At 67.5% G+C, this 18,168-nt stretch carries 14 protein-coding genes and 1 tRNA gene; 5 read left to right on the top strand and 10 right to left on the bottom strand.

The features are described 5' to 3' along the window. Positions 1–29 precede the first annotated feature (29 nt). Both ACFV8T_RS12485 and ACFV8T_RS12480 read left to right on the top strand, forming a co-directional pair. Complete coding sequence (locus ACFV8T_RS12485; RefSeq protein ID WP_385326875.1) at positions 30–1,433, top strand: pyridoxal phosphate-dependent decarboxylase family protein; 1,404 nt, start codon at positions 30–32, stop codon at positions 1,431–1,433. Next, positions 1,430–2,848: a lysine N(6)-hydroxylase/L-ornithine N(5)-oxygenase family protein gene (locus ACFV8T_RS12480; RefSeq protein WP_385326873.1), complete on the top strand. Its 1,419-nt coding sequence runs from the start codon at positions 1,430–1,432 to the stop codon at positions 2,846–2,848. The genes ACFV8T_RS12485 and ACFV8T_RS12480 overlap by 4 nt, the downstream gene beginning before the upstream one ends. Positions 2,849–2,918: 70 nt before the next feature. Here ACFV8T_RS12480 and ACFV8T_RS12475 read toward each other — a convergent pair whose 3' ends face one another. After that, on the bottom strand, positions 2,919–4,730 hold the full coding sequence (locus tag ACFV8T_RS12475; protein WP_385326871.1) for a bifunctional metallophosphatase/5'-nucleotidase: 1,812 nt from the start codon (positions 4,728–4,730) through the stop codon (positions 2,919–2,921). A gap of 181 nt (positions 4,731–4,911) precedes the next feature. On the opposite strand from ACFV8T_RS12475, the gene ACFV8T_RS12470 reads away from it, so the two are divergent. Together ACFV8T_RS12470 and pyk are read left to right on the top strand one after the other, a co-directional pair. Further along, positions 4,912–5,601, top strand: coding sequence for an SIMPL domain-containing protein (locus ACFV8T_RS12470; RefSeq protein WP_385326869.1), 690 nt, complete (start codon positions 4,912–4,914; stop codon positions 5,599–5,601). 126 nt (positions 5,602–5,727) lie between these two features. After that, on the top strand, positions 5,728–7,161 hold the full coding sequence (pyk, locus tag ACFV8T_RS12465) for a pyruvate kinase (RefSeq protein WP_385326867.1): 1,434 nt from the start codon (positions 5,728–5,730) through the stop codon (positions 7,159–7,161). An 8-nt stretch (positions 7,162–7,169) separates the two neighbouring features. Here the strand turns inward: pyk and ACFV8T_RS12460 are convergent, their stop codons facing one another. Together ACFV8T_RS12460 and ACFV8T_RS12455 are read right to left on the bottom strand one after the other, a co-directional pair. Further along, entirely contained in the window at positions 7,170–7,934 is a 765-nt protein-coding gene (locus ACFV8T_RS12460; protein WP_385327359.1) for a transcriptional regulator, read from the bottom strand. 110 nt (positions 7,935–8,044) lie between these two features. Then, positions 8,045–8,119, bottom strand: a tRNA-Leu gene (locus ACFV8T_RS12455). A 98-nt stretch (positions 8,120–8,217) separates the two neighbouring features. Here ACFV8T_RS12455 and ACFV8T_RS12450 point away from each other — a divergent pair. Next, positions 8,218–8,865 carry an ANTAR domain-containing response regulator gene (locus tag ACFV8T_RS12450; protein ID WP_385326865.1) on the top strand — a complete coding sequence of 216 codons (648 nt, stop codon included), beginning with the start codon at positions 8,218–8,220 and terminating at the stop codon, positions 8,863–8,865. Positions 8,866–8,931: 66 nt separating this feature from the next. On the opposite strand, the gene ACFV8T_RS12445 is transcribed toward ACFV8T_RS12450, so the two are convergent. The 7 genes from ACFV8T_RS12445 to ACFV8T_RS12415 form a co-directional block, all read right to left on the bottom strand. Then, complete coding sequence (locus ACFV8T_RS12445) at positions 8,932–9,648, bottom strand: ABC transporter ATP-binding protein (protein WP_385326863.1); 717 nt, start codon at positions 9,646–9,648, stop codon at positions 8,932–8,934. Next, positions 9,645–10,562, bottom strand: a complete 918-nt coding sequence (locus tag ACFV8T_RS12440) for an ABC transporter ATP-binding protein (protein WP_385327358.1) — start codon at positions 10,560–10,562, stop codon at positions 9,645–9,647. Before ACFV8T_RS12440 ends, ACFV8T_RS12445 begins: the two co-directional genes overlap by 4 nt. A gap of 5 nt (positions 10,563–10,567) precedes the next feature. Continuing rightward, positions 10,568–12,361, bottom strand: coding sequence for a branched-chain amino acid ABC transporter permease (locus ACFV8T_RS12435; RefSeq protein ID WP_385326862.1), 1,794 nt, complete (start codon positions 12,359–12,361; stop codon positions 10,568–10,570). A gap of 5 nt (positions 12,362–12,366) precedes the next feature. Then, the gene (locus ACFV8T_RS12430; RefSeq protein WP_266420688.1) at positions 12,367–13,296 is read right to left on the bottom strand and encodes a branched-chain amino acid ABC transporter permease; all 930 of its coding nucleotides are present in this window, start codon (positions 13,294–13,296) and stop codon (positions 12,367–12,369) included. Between the two features lie 101 nt (positions 13,297–13,397). After that, entirely contained in the window at positions 13,398–14,615 is a 1,218-nt protein-coding gene (locus ACFV8T_RS12425) for a branched-chain amino acid ABC transporter substrate-binding protein (RefSeq protein WP_385327356.1), read from the bottom strand. A 685-nt stretch (positions 14,616–15,300) separates the two neighbouring features. Continuing rightward, positions 15,301–15,771 (bottom strand): PaaI family thioesterase, encoded by a 471-nt coding sequence (locus tag ACFV8T_RS12420; protein ID WP_385326860.1) that lies wholly within the window; start codon positions 15,769–15,771, stop codon positions 15,301–15,303. Between the two features lie 99 nt (positions 15,772–15,870). Then, positions 15,871–18,147: an FdhF/YdeP family oxidoreductase gene (locus tag ACFV8T_RS12415; RefSeq protein ID WP_385326859.1), complete on the bottom strand. Its 2,277-nt coding sequence runs from the start codon at positions 18,145–18,147 to the stop codon at positions 15,871–15,873. Positions 18,148–18,168 lie beyond the last annotated feature (21 nt).

Below are 18,168 nucleotides of genomic sequence, written 5' to 3'. Positions count from 1 at the left end.
CGCCACGCGCATCCGAAGGGCCCCACACCATGCCCACCCCACCCCCACCCCTCGCCGGAACCACCACCGGCCCCACCGCCCTGCGCCCCCTCATCGAGACCGTCCTCACCGCACTCCACGACGGAGCCCACCGACGCGACGGCCCCCTCCCCGCCGGCGGCCCCGACGCCGTCACCCCACGGACACGCACCGCCACCCACCCCCTCATCCCCGACCACGGCACCGGCCCCCACCACGCCCTGCGCACCCTCGTCACCGCCCTCACCGAAGGCGCCGCAGACCCCGCGGACCCCCTCTGCACAGCCCACCTCCACACCCCACCCCTCGCCCTCGCCACCGCCGCGGACCTCGCCGCCTCCGCCCTCAACCCCTCCATGGACTCCTGGGACCAGGCCCCCGCCGCCTCCGCCCTCGAAGCCGACACCACCGCCGCCCTCGCCGCCGAGATCTACCCCCACCGACCCACCCCCGACGCACTCATCACCACCGGCGGCACCGAAGCCAACCAACTCGCCCTCCTCCTCGCCCGCGAACGCAACGGCCCCGTACAGACCATCTGCGCCGCCAACGCCCACCACAGCATCACCCGCGCCGCCTGGCTCCTCGGCCTCCCCGCACCCATCGTCATCCCCGCCCCCACCGGCGTCATGGACCTCGCCGCACTCGACGAAGCCCTCACCCGACACCAGCGCCCCCTCCTCGTCACCGCCACCGCCGGCACCACCGACACCGGCCAGATCGACCCACTCGCCGACATCGCCGACCTCTGCACCACCCACGGCGCCGAACTCCACATCGACGCCGCCTACGGCGGACCCCTCCTCTTCAGCCCCACCCACCGAGGCAAGGTCCACGGCCTCGACCGCGCCCACAGCGTCACCCTCGACCTGCACAAACTCGGCTGGCAACCCGCACCCGCAAGCATCCTCGCCGTCCCCCACCGCAACCACCTCGACCCACTCCACCACCAAGCCCCCTACCTCAACGCCGACGACGACACCGAAGCCGGCCTCCCCGACCTCCTCGGCCGCTCCCTGCGCACCACCCGACGCCCCGACACCCTCAAGATCGCCGTCACCCTCCAGGCACTCGGCCGCACCGGACTCGCCGACCTCATCGACCGCACCCTCACCACCGCCCACCACCTCGCCGACCTCATCACCGAAACCCCCACCCTCGACCTCTACGACCGCCCCACCATCAGCACCGTCCTCTTCCGCCCCACCGGCGCCGACGACAAGACCGTCGCCACCATCCGCCGCACCCTCCTCACCCGAGGCCAAGCCGTACTCGGCCGCGCCCACACCGGCGACCGCCTCTGGCTCAAAGCCACCCTCCTCAACCCCCACACCACCCCCGACCACCTCCGCACACTCCTCGACCTCGTCAACCGACTCACCAACGACCTCGCGGAAGGCAACACCCCCCGATGACCGACCTGCCCACCCCCGACACCGACCAGCCACACGACCTCATCGGCATCGGCATCGGCCCCTTCAACCTCTCCCTCGCCGCCCTCGCCCACGGCGTCCCCGCCAACCCCCGCCCCCTCACCGCCACCTTCTACGAACAACGCCCCGCCTTCCACTGGCACCCCGGCCTCCTCATCGACGGAGCCAGCCTCCAAGTCCCCTTCCTCGCCGACCTCGTCACCCTCGCCGACCCCGCCAGCCCCTGGACCTTCCTCAACTACCTACGCAGCCGCGACCGGCTCTTCCCCTTCTACTTCGCCGAACGCTTCCACATCCAACGCGCCGAATACGACGCCTACTGCCGCTGGGTCACCGACCAGCTCCCCGGCCTCCACTTCAGCCACCAGGTCGACGCCGTCCGCTGGAACAACCAACGCGGCCTCTTCGAAATCGACTTCACCCAACTCGACAACGAAGGCGAAGCCGAAGCACTCGGCCGCGCCCACACCCGCCACATCGCCCTCGGCATCGGTACCGAGCCCTACATCCCCGAACCCCTCAAACCCCTCATCGAAGCCGAGAACGTCCCCGTCATCCACTCCGCCGACTACCTCCACCACCGACAAGAACTCCTCGACGCACCCCACATCACCGTCATCGGCTCCGGACAATCCGGCGCCGAAATCTTCCTCGACCTCCTGCGCACCCGCCCCCCCGGCCACGAAAACCTCCACTGGCTCGCCCGCACCCAGGCCTTCGCACCCATGGAGTACTCAAAACTCGGCCTCGAACACTTCACCCCCGACTACAGCCGCTACTTCCACGCCCTCCCCGAATCCGTACGCGACGAACTCGTCCCCCACCAATGGCAACTCCACAAAGGCATCGACGCCGACACCATCGCCGCCATCCACGACGAGCTCTACCGCCGCACCCTCCACGGCGGCTGGCCCGACACCACCCTCACCCCCGGCGTCTCCGTACGCACCGCAGGACGCATCGCCAACACCCGCATCGAACTCCACCTCGAACACACCCAGCAGAACACCCGCACCCGACTCACCACCGACGCCGTCATCCTCGCCACCGGCTACCGCGAACGCTCCCTCGACCGCATCCTCACCGGCCTCGACCCCTACATGCGCCGCGACGCCTCCGAACGCCCCCGCATCGACGACCGATTCCGCCTCGTCCTCGACCCCACCGTCACCGGCAACGTCTACGTACAGAACGCCGAACGCCACACCCACGGCGTCGGCGCCCCCGACCTCGGACTCGCCGCCTGGCGCAGCGCCACCATCCTCAACGACCTCACCGGCACCAACCCCTACCCCCTCCCCGAACGCACCGCCTTCACCACCTTCGGCCTCACCCCCCACAACCCCCGCGTCCCCACCCAAGGCCCCGACCTCATCCCCCTCGCCCAGAACAACTGACCACCACCACACACAGAAAAGGCGGCCGACCCTCCATGAGGAGAGAACGGCCGCCCACCAACAACACCGCCTAGAACACCGGCGTGCCCTCACGCGTCAGACGCCAATCCACCGACGCGAACTGCGAACCGTCCACCGAACCCTTCGCCTGCACCCAAGCGATGATCGTGTTACGGATCTCCTCCGAATTCGCCCACAACTGCTTGGCACCCGCCACATGCGGGAAGTTCCCCCCACCACTGGCCCGATAATTGTTCACCGCCAACACGAACTGCGCCGCCGGATCGATCGGCTTCCCCTCGAACGCAAGATTCACGATCCGCGAACCATTCGGCTTCGCGATATCGATCTCATACGTCAGACCCGACACCGCGTCATAGTTGTAATCCGGAGTGTTGTCCGCATTCGTCAACTTCGCCGTGTCCACCGGCGCACCCGCCGCCGTCTGCACGTAATACCGCGCCGAGAACTCCAGATAATCCTTCAGCTGCGCACCCGTCAGCAGACGCGCCTCAAGCGTGTTCTCGAACGGATACAGACCCGCCGCATCCTTGATCGTCACATCGCCGGCCGGAATCTGCGCCGTACGCGAGAAGCACGACGCCTGCGAAAGCACCGGAAGCGCCGCATACGCACCACCCGCCAGAGCCGCCTTCACCGTCTCCGCCTGAACGACATTGATCAGATCGATGATCGGCTCGTCCTTCCACGCCGCCTCCGCCGTCGTCATCGCCGCCGTCGACGTACCGATCACCTGATTGACGTACGCCACAACCTTCTTGTGCTCGTCCGCCAACATCCTCGTGATCTTCGGGTCCTCCGCCACGGTGTTCGAGTTCAGCACCTGCGAACCCGCCTTCTCCACCACCCAGCGACCCTTCTCCCACACCAGATCGAAGTCGAACAGCGTCAGCCGCTGCCCCCACTTCAACGGCTCCGAGAGCACCACCTTCTTACCGGTCTGCTTGTTCTCCACGAAATACTCGGGAATCTCCAGATGCGCATGCCCGACCAGAATCGCATCGATACCCGGCACCTGCTCGGCCACCAGACCCGCCGCATTCTCCACATACGGGATCTGATCACCGTACGACGACGTACCACTGTTCCCCGAGTGCGCCGAAACGATCACCACATCCGCACCCATCGAACGAAGCCGCGGCACAAACTTCGCCGCCTGCTCCTCCAGACCCGGGAACACCATCTTCCCACCGACATTCGCCTTGTCCCAGATCGCGATACCCGGATTCGTCAGCCCCAGAATCGCCACCTTCACATCCCGGCCATGCGGAGTACGCAACCGCTTGATGACATACGGAGCGAACGCCGGCCGCAACGTCTTCGCATCCAGCGCATTCGCACCCAGCAGCGGGAAGTCGCACTGCTCCTCGAACTTCCGCAGCACCGGAATGCCGTAATTGAACTCATGGTTGCCCAGCGCCGCCGCGTCGTACCCGATCGCATTCATCGCCTGCGCCATCGGATGCACCGGGCCGCGCTTCGCCGTGATCGGATCGATCTTCGCGTAGTAGTACGACAACTGAGTGCCCTGGATCGTGTCACCCGCATCGATCATCAGCGTGTTACGACGACCCTTCTCCCGGCGCACCTGGTCCACCAGAGTCGAGATCTTCGCCAGACCGACATCGTTGTGCGCCTTGTCGTCGAACTCCTTGTCGGTGAAGTAGTCCCAGTTGAAGACATTCCCATGCAGGTCCGTCGTCCCCATCACGGTGAACGAGTACCGCTTCGGCGGACGCCCGTGGCCATGCCCATGGCCATGACCATGGGCCGCGGCAGGCGCCGCGGAACCCCCCGCGATGGCCACACCCGCACCGGCGGCCGCCGATGTGCCCAGGAACGTCCTACGGTTCAGCGGCATTTCGTCTCCCACATCTCAGTTCTCACGCAGCTCGGTTCTCGTACGACACAGCACCCGCACAACAGGGCCCGCCGCACACAACGCGCGTAGATAATGACCCAGGAGCCGCACCCCGCAACACCCCCTGCGGGTTTCGATCTGATGACCACCCGCTGTCGGACCCGGATGCGACAGTGAACCCATGACCCACACCCCACCGTCCTACGGCACCCCCGAACACCCCCGCGTCGCAGTCCGCGGCGAAGCCCGCCTCGAAGTCGACCCCGAGACCGCCCGCATCACCGTCACCGTCACCGCCCGCGGCAAGGACCGCCGCAACACCCTCGAAGACCTCACCCGCCGCAACAACCACGTACTCGAACTCGCACGCTCCTACGGACAAGCCATGGAAAAACTCGAAACCGGCGCCATCTCCATCACGCCCGAACTGACCCAGAAAGGCCGCAACGAACAAATCCACGCCTACCACGGCCGCGTCCACATCACCGCCGTCCTCAACGACTTCACCGCGCTGGGCGAATTCACCACCCGAATCGCCGACCTCGACATGACCCGGGTCAACGGCCCCTGGTGGGGCCTGCGCCCCGACTCACCCGCCCACGGAACCGCCCGCCGCCAAGCCGTCCACGAAGCCGTCCAACGCGCCCGCGAATACGCCGACGCCCTCGGCGCCCAGCTCACCGCCCTCGTCGAACTCGCCGACCTCGGCGCCGAGAACACCGCCCCGCCCGCCCCCGGCGCCATGCGCGGCCGCGCCGCCTTCGGCGGAGCAGCACCCGAACCCGCCCCCGCCCTCGACCTCGAACCACAACGCCAGACCGTCTACGCCCAGGTCAACGCCCGCTTCATCATGTCACCGCCAAAACTGTAGAAAACAATGCTCATCCGAGCGCCCCGCCGCACAATTCAACACTTGTCAATAACCCTTCATCCAAAGGTCGTTGAGCAGTCACGGCACGCCAAATAACTACCCGTAGGTAAGGTCTAGGCTCGAACCATGCGCCGAGCAAAAATCGTTTGTACCCTGGGCCCCGCCGTCGACACATACGACCAGATCAAGGCATTGGTCGAAGCGGGAATGGACATCGCCCGCCTCAATCTCAGCCACGGCACCTACGCCGAACACGAAGAGCGGTACCACCACGTACGCAAGGCCTCCGACGAGAACGGACACAGCGTCGGCATCCTCGCCGACCTTCAAGGCCCGAAGATCCGCCTCGGACGCTTCCGCGAAGGCCCCGTACTCCTCGAACGCGGCGACAGCTTCACCATCACCGTCGAACCCGTCGAAGGCGACCGCCACACCTGCGGCACCACCTACGACGGCCTCGCCGCCGACGTCACCACCGGCGAACGCATCCTCGTCGACGACGGCCGCGTCACCCTCGAAGTCACCGAAGTCGACGGCCCCCGCGTCCGCACCACCGTCATCGAAGGCGGCATGGTCTCCGACCACAAGGGCCTCAACCTCCCCGGCGTCGCCGTCTCCGTCCCCGCACTCTCCGAGAAGGACATCGAAGACCTCCGCTGGGCCCTGCGCACCGGCGCCGACATCATCGCCCTCTCCTTCGTACGCAGCGGACGCGACATCGAGGACGTCCACCGCATCATGGACGAGGAAGGCCGCCGCCTCCCCGTCATCGCCAAGGTGGAGAAACCCCAGGCCGTCGAGAACATCGACGGCATCGTCGCCGCCTTCGACGGAATCATGGTCGCCCGCGGCGATCTCGGCGTCGAAATGCCCCTGGAACAGGTGCCGATCGTCCAGAAGCGCGCGATCAAACTCGCCAGGCGCAACGCCAAACCGGTCATCGTCGCCACCCAGATGCTCGACTCGATGATCGACAACTCCCGCCCCACCCGCGCCGAGGCCTCCGATGTCGCCAACGCGGTCATCGACGGCACGGACGCGGTGATGCTCTCCGGCGAGACCAGCGTGGGCAAGCACCCGATCGAGACGGTCCGCACGATGTCCCGCATCGTCGAGGCGGCCGAGGAGGACATCCTCACCAAGGGCCTCCCGCCTCTGACCGACCGCAACAAGCCCCGCACCCAGGGCGGCGCGGTGGCCCGCGCGGCAGCCGAGATGGGCGACTTCCTCGGCGCGAAGTTCCTGGTCGCCTTCACCCAGAGCGGCGACACGGTCAGGCGCCTCTCCCGCTACCGCTCACCCATCCCGCTCCTCGCCTTCACCCCGGACCCGGCCACCCGCTCCCAGCTGAACCTGACCTGGGGCGTCGAGACCTTCCTCGGCCCGCACGTGGACTCGACGGACGCGATGGTCGCGCAGGTCGACGAGGAACTGCTGAAGATCGGCCGCTGCCAGAAGGGCGACGTCGTGGTCATCACGGCCGGCTCCCCGCCGGGAGTCCCGGGCTCGACGAACCTGGTGCGGGTGCACCACATCGGCGAGGACGACAGCCCGAAGTAGGCCGGTCGTCAGTACTTCGGCCCGACGTGGGCGTCCATCAGCGCGACGGACGCCCGTCGGGCGACGGAGATATTCCGCTTGTTGGCGTGCTTCCAGTGAACGCCGACGAGGTCCAGGGCATCGGTGAAGAGGCCCAGGATGTCGGCTGACAAGTTGGTGAAGAAGTACCGGGGGTACTCGTAGCGCTTTCGCTCGCCGCCGATGAGCTTTGTGGTCCAGTTGGTGACTCGGCATCCGTCGGAGTGGATCAGACCGCGGATGAACTCCCAGGGGTGGGTGCGCACGATCTGCTGTTGCCAGGGTTCGAGAGAGATCGTGCGCTCGTGCTTCTTGCCGGGGCCGTGCTGGGGGAAGAGGCCCGGCCAGTGCTTGCTGTAGCAGGTCACGTTCTGGCAGCCCTGACGCTGAACTCGGAACACCTTGTTGCCGGGACGCACAAGCTGCATGGCTTCGGCGCAAGTATCGATGAGGCCTGGCCAGCTGTCGGCGCAGGCGATGCGGAGGAAGTACACGCCCCTTTTGCTGGAGCTGATACAGCCGTCGCCGAGATAGAGGCCCAGTAGGTATGCGTACGCGGCGGGGTCTTCGGGCTCGCCCGGCAGACCGTCGCACCTCGGGCAGGCTGCGACGCGGTTCCGGCCGAGGGGTTCCAGTCGTGTCTGCCACGAACGGACGGCGGCCCGCGAGATGCCGGTCTGCTTGCTTACAGAGTTCTGGCTGAAGCCTTGGGCCAGGAGGTCCAGAGCACGCTTGCGCGTATCGAGGTCGTACACCTGGTCGATCCTGACCGAGTCGCGGTGCCCGGGGGGTGGAATCGGTAAGGCAATCACACGATCAAGTGAAGCCTTGTCGTTCTCCTGCGACCTTGCAATCCAAGGAAAAGTGCCCCAGGTGGGATTCGAACCCACACTGTCCGCTGTTTGAGAGCGGCCTCTCTAACCAATTGGAGTACTGGGGCCTTAGAAAGGAAGGGCTAGTGGCGCCCTGCGAGTCACTACCTTACAGGAGGTGGGTAGGCTCATGGGGAGCTGTATCTGCCTTTGAACAAGGAGCCCCGTGACCACCCCCGAGTCGCCCCAGCCCGCCGACGACGACAAGTCGCACGTTCCGCCGCTGACGACCCGCGTCGTCATCGCCGAGGACGAGGCGCTCATCCGTCTCGACCTCAAAGAGATGCTGGAGGAAGAGGGCTACGCGGTCGTCGGCGAGGCAGGGGACGGGCAGCGGGCCGTCGAGCTGGCTCGGGAGCACCGGCCGGACCTGGTCATCCTCGATGTGAAGATGCCGGTCCTGGACGGGATCTCCGCGGCGGAGAAGATCGCCGAGGAGTCCATCGCGCCGGTCCTGATGCTGACCGCGTTCTCGCAGCGCGATCTCGTCGAGCGGGCCAGGGACGCCGGGGCGATGGCGTATCTGGTGAAGCCGTTCAGCAAGAGCGACGTGGTGCCGGCCATCGAGATGGCGGTGTCGCGGTTCGCGGAGCTGAAGGCGCTGGAGTCCGAGGTCGCGGATCTCGCGCAGCGGCTGGAGACGCGGAAGCTGGTGGACCGGGCGAAGAGCATTCTGCAGACGGATTACGGGCTCTCCGAGCCGGCCGCGTTCCGGTGGATCCAGAAGACGTCGATGGACCGCCGGTTGTCGATGCAGCAGCTTGCCGAGGCGTTGATCGAGGACGCCGAGGAGAAGAAGAGGGCGGCCGAGTAGGCCGTACGCGAGTACGAGGAAGGCCCGCGTCCCGGACATCCGGGACGCGGGCCTTCCTCGTGTGTGTCAGTCCTCGCCGAGGTAGGCCTTGCGGACGGACTCGTCGTGGAGGAGGTCCGCGCCGGTGCCGGAGAGGACGATCTTTCCGACCTCCATGACGTGGCCGTGGTCCGCGAGCGAGAGCGCGGCCTGGGCGTTCTGCTCGACGAGCAGGATGGTGGTGCCCTGGGCCTTGAGTTCGACGATGGTCTCCATGATCTTCTGCATCATGATCGGGGAGAGGCCCATGGAGGGTTCGTCGAGCATCAGGAGTTTGGGCTGGCACATGAGGGCCCTGCCCATGGCGAGCATCTGCTGTTCGCCGCCGGAGAGGGTTCCGGCGGCCTGCTTCCGGCGTTCCCCGAGGATGGGGAAGAGGTCGTAGGCGCGCTGGATGTCCTTTTCGATGCCTGCCTTGTCGTTGCGGAGGTAGGCGCCGAGCTGGAGGTTCTCGGTGATGGTCAGCCGGGGGAAGATGTGGCGTCCCTCGGGGGAGTGGGCGAGGCCCAGGGAGACGACCTTGTGCGCGGGGATGTCGGCGAGCGGTTTGCCGTCGAAGACGATGCGGCCGCCGGCCGGCTTGAGGAGGCCGGAGAGGGTGCGCAGGGTGGTGGTCTTGCCGGCGCCGTTGGTGCCGATGAGGGTGACGACCTGGCCGGCTTCGACGGTGAAGGAGATGCCCTTGACGGCTTCGATCTTGCCGTAGGCGACGCGGAGGTCCTCGACCTCTAGCAGTGCGGTCATCGGGTGTCCTCCTCCTCGGTGCTGGTGCTGGTGCTGGTGTCGGTGGTGGCCGCGGTCCTGGCGGTGCTCGCTGCGGCGGCTCCGGCTTCCGCGGCTTCGACCTCGGCGGCTTCTTCGGCGCCGGGGGCGCCTTCGAAGGGGGTGCCGAGGTAGGCCGCGACGACGCGTTCGTCGCTCTGGACGATGTCGGGGGTTCCTTCGACGAGCTTTTCGCCCTGGACGAGGACGGCGACGCGGTCGCAGAGGTTGAAGATGAACCGCATGTCGTGCTCGATGACGAGGACGGCGATGCCCTGGTCACGGATGGCGAAGATGAGTTCTTCGGTGACGCGGGTCTCTTGCGGGTTCATGCCGGCCGTGGGCTCGTCGAGGAGGAGGAGTCCGGGGTCGCTGGCGAGGGCGCGGGCGATTTCCAGCTTGCGCTGGTCTCCGTAGGGGAGGTTGCGCGCGAGGTGGTCGGCCTTGTCCGCCAGGCCGATGAAGTCCAGGAGTTCCATGGCGCGTTCGCGGCTGGCGTTCTCGGCCCTGGTGAAGCCGGGGAGGCGCAGGAGGGCGGACCAGAGGCCTTCCTTGGTCCTGGTGTGGCGTCCGACGAGGACGTTCTCCAGGACGGTCATGTTGGCGAAGAGCCGGATGTTCTGGAAGGTGCGGGCGATGCCTGCCTGGGTGACGAGGTGGGGCTTGGGCGGCAGGACGGTGTCCTTGTAGCTGACCTTGCCCTCGGTGGGGACGTAGAGGCCGGTGAGGCAGTTGAAGAAGGTGGTCTTGCCGGCGCCGTTGGGTCCGATGAGGCCGACGATCTCGCCCGCGTTGACGGTGAGGTCGACGTCGCGTACGGCGGTGAGGCCGCCGAAGCGCATGGTGACGCCGCTGGCGTCGAGGACGGTGGTGGCGGTCTTCGTGGTGGTGGTCATGGTGGTCACGCCCCCGCCTTGGCGATGCCGGCGCCGGTCTCTTCGGACTGCCGTGGTTCCGGTACGTCGGGCTCGTCGTTCTCGTGGAATTCGAGCTGCTTCCTGCGGTCGGCGACCAGTCCTTCGGGGCGCAGGCGCATCAGGAGGATGAGTGCGATGCCGAAGAGGAAGAGCTGGTAGTCCTGCATGAACTGGAGTTTGGCCGGGATGAGGTAGAGCAGTGCGGCGCCGACGAGGGGTCCGCTGAGGGTTCCCATGCCGCCGAGGATGACGGCGGCGAGGAGGAAGGCGGAGTTGGGGGGTACGGAGCCGGCGAACTGGTACTGCTCGGGTGTCACGGTGTAGTTGACGTGTGCCTGGACGGTTCCGGCGAGTCCGGCGAGGGTGGCGCCGAGGGCGAAGGCGAGCAGTTTGAGCCGGAAGGCGTTGATGCCCATGGCGGTGGCTGCGGTTTCGTCTTCGCGGATGGCGACCCAGGCGCGGCCGATGCGGGATTCTCCGGAGCGGCGGAAGACGAGGACGACGACGGCGGTGAAGACGAGCATCAGCAGGTAGTAGTTGGCGGACCTGCCGAGGTCGAAGCCGAGGATGTTGTGCTTGAGGCCGAAGTCGAATCCGAAGAAGTTGAGGTCGGGGATGCTGGGGATGCCTTGGGAGCCGTTGGTGAGGTCGGGTCCGCTGTTGCCGTTGAGGTTGTTCACGGTGAGGCGGAAGATTTCACCGAAGCCGAGGGTGACGATGGCGAGGTAGTCGCCGCGCAGTCGCAGGGTGGGTGCGCCGATGAGTACGCCGAAGACGAGTGATGCTCCGGCGCCGGTGAGGACGGCGGCCCAGAAGGGGAATTCGACGCCGATGGCCGACATGGTGGAGCCGGAGACCAGGGCGGCGGCGTAGGCGCCGACGCCGAGGAAGGCGACGTATCCGAGGTCGAGGAGGCCGGCGAGGCCGACGACGACGTTGAGGCCGAGTGCGACGGTGCCGAAGATGAGGATGTTGGCGCCGATGAGCGCGTATTCCTCTTTCTGCTGGGTGAAGGGGAAGCAGACGGCTGCGACGAGGGCTGCGGCGAGGGTGATGTTGCGGTGTTTCGCGGTCAGCGCGGTGAGGCGGGAGATGAGTCCGGCTCGGTGGAGTGCGGTGAAGGCGAAGCCGACGGTGATGAGGAAGCCGATGAAGAGTTCGGTGTAGTCGGTGTCGATGCCGTAGGCGAAGGCATAGAGGCCGATGCCGAACGCGGCGACGATGATGAGGATTTCGGCCCAGGAGGGGAGGGCTTTGGCGCGGGGGGCCTGGGGGGCGCCGAGGCTGTTGCGGAAGCGCTGCCAGGCGGTGGTCCCGGTGTCGGCGAGTGGGTGGTCGCCGGGGAGTCCGAGTGCGGTGATGGTGGCGATGAGTGCGCCGATGCCGCTGACCCAGGCGCCGGGTTCCAGGTTGACGACGCCGCCGAGGTCGTAGGCGATGGCGCCGATGGTGTAGCCGGTGGTGCCGAGGGTGCCGAGGGCGAGGAGGCGGACGGGGCTGTTGGTGCCGCCGGGGGTGAGCCAGCGCAGGCCTCGGATGCCGTATCCCGACAGTGCGAGGAGCAGGGTGAGTGCGGCGCTGATGAGGGTGAGGACCTGGAGGCCGCCGGGGTAGCCGGTGACGGTGAGGTCGCCGGGGAACTGGTCGGTCCAGGTCCAGGCGAGGAAGGTGCCGGCGAGTGCGACGGCGGCGCCTGCGACGGTGCCGATGCGGGCGGCTGCCGCGGGGATCGGCAGGAAGGGGGCGGGTGCGGGTGTGGTGGTGGGGTTGGTGGTCATCCGTATCACGCCCGATCCGCGACGCGTTCGCCGAGCAGGCCCTGGGGGCGGAGCAGCAGGACGATGATGAGGAGGACGAAGGCCCATACGTCCTTCCAGGCGCCGCCGCCGAAGAGTTCCATGCCGGGGACGTTGCTCATGTAGCCGGTGGCGAGGGATTCGGCGATGCCGAGTACGACGCCGCCGAGCATGGCGCCGTAGATGTTGCCGATGCCGCCGAGTACGGCTGCGGTGAAGGCCTTGAGGCCCATGATGAAGCCCATTTTGAAGCCGATCTGGCCGTTCTTGAGCCCGTAGGCGACGGCGGCGACGGCGGCGAACGCGGCACCGATGGCGAAGGCCATGACGATGATGCGGTCGGTGTTGATGCCCATGAGCTTGGCGGTGTCGGGGTCCTGGCTGGTGGCTTGCATGCCGCGGCCGGAGCGGGTCTTGGAGACGAAGAGCCCGAGGGCGAGCATGCAGATGGGTGCCGTGATGAGGACGAAGAGGTCACCGCGTTGGATGTGGGCGCCGAAGATGTCGATCGCTTCGCCCTTGAACTGGGGGAAGGAACGGTCCTTCTTGGCGTCGGGGTACCACTTCCAGATGGCCTGCTGGAGTGCGAGGGAGAGTCCGATCGCGGTGATCAGCGGGGCCAGTCTGGGGGCGTTGCGCAGGGGCCGGTAGGCGAAGCGTTCGGCGGCTGCGCTGACGGCGACGGAGCATATGACGCCGCCGATGATCATGAGTGGGATGATTGCGAGGAGGGAGACACCGGCCGGCATCCAGAGGTACACGGTGAGAGCTCCGAAGCCTCCGATCATGAAGATCTCGCCGTGGGCGAAGTTGATGAGCTGGATGATTCCGTAGACCATCGTGTAGCCGATCGCGATGAGTCCGTACATCGCGCCGAGGATGAGTCCATTGGCCAGCTGTTGCGGCAGTTCGTTCACCGCAGGGCCTCCGTGGAGTGGTTCGGATATGGCACCGCGCGGGAGGGCTGGTAGCGCTCCCGCGCGGTCTGGTGTGGGTCAGGCGTGGGCCGCGGAGCTTGTTACGGCTTGTAGGCCTCGCTGAGCTTGGAGGTCCACTTGCCGCCGTCGACCTGGTAGGCGGTCATCATGGTGTTGGTGGTGTCGCCGTACTCGTCGAAGGAGACGGGGCCGGTGACGCCGTCGAACTTGACCTTGGCCATGGCTGCGAGGACCTTGGCGCGGGCGTCGTCGCCGCTGGGGAGCTTGCCGCCGTTGTCGGCGACGGCGATCTTGACGGCTTCGATGATCGACCAGGTGGCGTCGTAGGTGCCGCCGCCGTAGGCCTCGTAGGCGTCCTTGTATCCGGCGGTCTTGTAGTCCGCGATGAACTTCTTGGCCGAGTCGAGTTCCTCGACGGGCTTGCCGACGGAGGTGGCGATGTCGCCCTGGGCCTTCTTGTTGAGCTTGATGAAGTCGGCGCTGTACATGCCGTCGCCGCCCATGAGGGGGATCTGGACGCTGTCCTTGAGCTGCTGGCTCAGGGGTGCGCCGGCGGGGTATTCGCCGCCGTAGTAGACGGCTTTGGCGCCGGACTTCTTGACCTTGGTGACGACGGCGTTGAAGTCGCGGTCGTCGGGGTTGACGTGGTCGGAGCCGACGATCTTGCCGCCGAGGGTGGTGAAGGTGTTCTTGAAGGAGGCGGCGAGACCGGCGCCGTAGGGCTTCTGGTCGTCGATGAGGTAGACCTGCTTGACCTTCGCGTTGTTGAAGAGGTACTTCGCTGCGAAGGCGCCCTGGATCTGGTCCGTGGTGGCGGTGCGGAAGTAGGTCTTGAAGGGGCGCTTCTTGTCGCCGGTCTTCCAGTTCTCGCCCTGGGTGAGTTCGGTGCCCGTGTTGGCGGGGGAGACCTGGGTGAGGGAGGCGTCGTTGAGCGGCTTCTGCATCGACTGGGAGACGCCGGAGTTCAGCGGGCCGACGACGCCGACGACGGTGTCGTCGTCGATGAACTTCTGGGCGTTCTGCTGGCCGACGGAGGGCTGTGCCTGGTCGTCGAGCGGCTTGACCTCGAACTTGATGCCCGGGACGGTCTTTTCCTTGTTCGCCGTCCTGGCGGCGAGGTCCGCGGAGTTCTTGATGCCGAGGCCGAGGGCGGACAGGTCGCCGGTGATGGGCGCGTCGACGCCGATGACGACGGTCTGGGTGCCGCCGCTGTCGCTGCTCTTCTTGTTGTCGTCGCGCGACCCGCAGGCGGTGAGGGTCAGTGCTCCGGTCGTGAGCACGGTGGTGAGTATGAGCAAAGAACGGTGTCGCACGAAAGGTCCTTTCCCTGGCGCGGCCTCCTCTGCTTGAGGTGCCGTGTCGTTCGCCGGGCCGTACTGGTTGGTACAGGGCCGTGCTGCAGACGCGCCCGGCGGCGCGGTGACTGGCGGTGACTCTAGGCGCAGGTGTGGGGGTCGGGGATGGGTCCGCCGCAGGATGTGACTCTCTTGTTATGCCCTTGAGGAAGGCTTGAGGTGGCTGTGCGGACATGTACGGCTTTTTTACCGGACGGCGAAGTGACCGCATTCTGAGAACGCGCAGCTCTGCTAAGGGGCTTGAGCCGATCATGGTGCTGTCGCGCGAGGTGGGGCGGGGTGGGGTGCGCGAGGGCATGGTGAGGTGCCCGGCGGCTGTGGGGGCCGGGTCGGTGGGGCCGCGTGCGGGCGTCCGCGTATCGGATAGCGGTTACGCAGTGTCACATCGGGGCTGGTGTGGTCGACGCGGTGTTGTGTGCGGGGGGTGCGGGGTCGGTGTGTGCGGGGTGCCGAGTGGGCCACACAACAAGGTTGCCGGTCAAGGGAGTTGGCGTGTCCGGCTGTCAATCGTGAGTGGTGCGTGGGTGGTTGTGGGCGGGCATGGCGATGCCCGGCTGGATTGTGTTCCGGCCGGGCATCGGTGTCGGGCGGTGGTGCCGCGTGGTGTGTGCGGTGTGTTTCCGGCCCGTCAGGCGGCGTCGGGCCGGGGGGCGTCGCGGAGCATGCAGGTGAGGCGTGCGGTGCAGACCCGCTTGTCCTGTTCGTCGGTGATGGTGATCTCGTACGTGGCGGTGGAACGGCCGCGGTGTACGGGGGTGGCGACGCCGGTGACGAGTCCGCTGCGTACGCCGCGGTGGTGGGTGCAGTTCAGGTCGACGCCGACGGCGAGTTTGGTGGCGCCGCCGTGGAGCATGGAGCCGATGGAGCCGAGGGTTTCGGCGAGGACGGCGGAGGCGCCGCCGTGGAGCAGTCCGTAGGGCTGGGTGTTGCCCTCGACGGGCATGGTGCCGACGACGCGGTCCGCGGAGGCTTCGACGACGGTGACGCCCATGCGCTCGCCGAGGTGGCCGGCGGAGAAGAGGGCGGGCAGGTCGACGCCGAGTGCGGCGTACTCGTCGATGATCTCCTGGGGGAACTTGGGTGCGGTGTGCTCGCCCATGGGCCGGCTCCGATCGTCTGCGGTGGTTCACGGCTTCGTTGCTGTGTGCATCGTTCTTATCAGACGACTGAGCGGACGCTTAGGGCCTGTCCGTCGTGATCAGGCGACGGTGTTCTCGAAGCGGACGACGACGGACTTGCTGGCCGGGGTGTTGCTGGTGTCGGCGGTGGAGTCGAGGGGGACCAGCACATTGGTCTCCGGGTAGTAGGCGGCGGCGCAGCCCCGGGCGGTCGGGTAGTGCACGATGCGGAAGCCGGGGGCGCGGCGCTCCACGCCGTCCTTCCATTCGCCGACGAGGTCGGTGTACGCGCCGTCGGGCAGGCCGAGGGCGTGGGCGTCGTCGGGGTTGACCAGGACGACGCGGCGGCCGCCCTTGATGCCGCGGTAGCGGTCGTCGAGGCCGTAGACGGTGGTGTTGTACTGGTCGTGGGAGCGCAGGGTCTGCAACAGCAGCCTGCCTTCGGGGAGTTCGGGGTACTCGACGGGCGCGGCGGTGAAGTTGGCCTTGCCGGTCGCGGTGGGGAAGCGGCGTTCGTCGCGGGGGGCGTGCGGGAGGGTGAAGCCGCCGGGGTGCGCGACGCGGGCGTTGAAGTCCTCGAAGCCGGGGACGACGCGGGAGATGCGGTCGCGGATCGTCGCGTAGTCCTTCTCGAACTCCTCCCAGGGGGTGGCCGATCCGGGGCCGAGGACGGCGCGGGCGAGGCGGGCGACGATGGCGGGTTCGGAGAGCAGGTGGGGGCTCGCGGGGGTGAGGTTGCCGCGTGAGGAGTGGACCATGCTCATGGAGTCCTCGACGGTGACGAACTGCTTGCCGCTCGCCTGGACGTCCTTGTCGGTGCGTCCCAGCGTCGGCAGGATCAGTGCGCGGGTGCCGGTCACGGCGTGCGAGCGGTTGAGTTTGGTGGAGACGTGGACGGTGAGGCGGGCGCGGCGCATCGCGGCCTCGGTGACGTCCGTGTCGGGGGTGGCCGCGACGAAGTTGCCGCCCATGGCGAAGAAGACCTTGGCGTCGCCGTCGCGCAGGGCCTGGATGGAGCGGACGACGTCGTAGCCGTGGTGGCGCGGTGAGGTGATCCCGAATTCTTGGTCGAGGGCGTCGAGGAAGGCGGGGGCGGGGCGCTCGAAGATGCCCATGGTGCGGTCGCCCTGCACGTTGGAGTGGCCTCGGACGGGGCACACTCCGGCGCCGGGGCGGCCGATGTTGCCGCGCAGCAGCAGGAAGTTGACGACTTCGCGGATGGTCGGCACGGAGTGCTTGTGCTGGGTGAGGCCCATGGCCCAGCAGACGATGGTGCGCTTCGAGGCGAGGACCATGGCGAGCGCCTTCTCGATGGCGCCGCGGTCGAGGCCGGTGGCGGCGAGGGTCTGGTCCCAGTCCGCCTCGCGGGCCGCTCGGGCGAACTCCTCGTAACCGTGGGTGTGCTCCCGTACGAAGGCTTCGTCGACGGCGCCCTCGGTCTCCAGGATCATTTTGTTGAGGAGGCGGAAGAGGGCCTGGTCGCCGCCGATCCGGATCTGGAGGAAGAGGTCGTTGAGCGCGGCGCCCTTGATCATGCCGAGCGGGGTCTGCGGGTTCTTGAACCGTCCCAGGCCCGCCTCGGGGAGCGGGTTCACCGAAATGATCTTCGCGCCCGCCGATTTGGCCTTCTCCAGGGCGGAGAGCATCCGGGGATGGTTCGTGCCGGGGTTCTGTCCGGCGACGATGATCAGGCCCGCCCGGTGGAGGTCCTCCAGGGAGACGCTGCCCTTGCCGATGCCGATGGTCTCCGTCAGTGCCGAGCCGGAGGACTCGTGGCACATGTTGGAGCAGTCGGGGAGGTTGTTGGTGCCGAATTCGCGGGCGAACAGCTGGAGCAGGAACGCGGCCTCGTTGCTGGTGCGGCCCGAGGTGTAGAAGAGGGCCTCGTCGGGGGAGCCGAGCGCGCCCAGCTCCTCGGCGATGACGGCGAAGGCGCGCTCCCAGGTGACCGCCTCGTACCGGTCGGCGCCCTCGGGGAGGTACATCGGCTGGGTGATCCGGCCCTGCTGGCCCAGCCAGTACCCGCTGCGCGAGGCGAGGTCGGCGACCGGGTGCGCGGCGAAGAAGTCGGGGGTGACCCGGCGCAGCGTCGCTTCCTCGGCCACGGCCTTGGCGCCGTTCTCGCAGAATTCCGCCGTGTGCCGCTTGTCGCCCTCGGGCCAGGCGCAGCCGGGGCAGTCGAAGCCGTTCTTCTGGTTGACCTTGAGGAGGGTCTGCGCGGTGCGCCGCACACCCATCTGCTGCTGGGCGATGAGCAGGCTGTGGGCGACGGCCGGCAGCCCGGCGGCGGCGTGCTGCGCCGGCTCGATTCGCGGCGCGTCCTGGACCGGATCTCCGGTGGGCGGCTTGGTGGCCATTTCGTGCTCCCCTTTGAGCCG

The sequence above is a fragment of the Streptomyces sp. NPDC059832 genome, assembly GCF_042731715.1.
In the GTDB taxonomy this organism is placed as follows: domain Bacteria; phylum Actinomycetota; class Actinomycetes; order Streptomycetales; family Streptomycetaceae; genus Streptomyces.
Note: the sequence above shows the minus strand (reverse complement) of the source record. Positions and strands in the feature narration are given on the sequence as shown.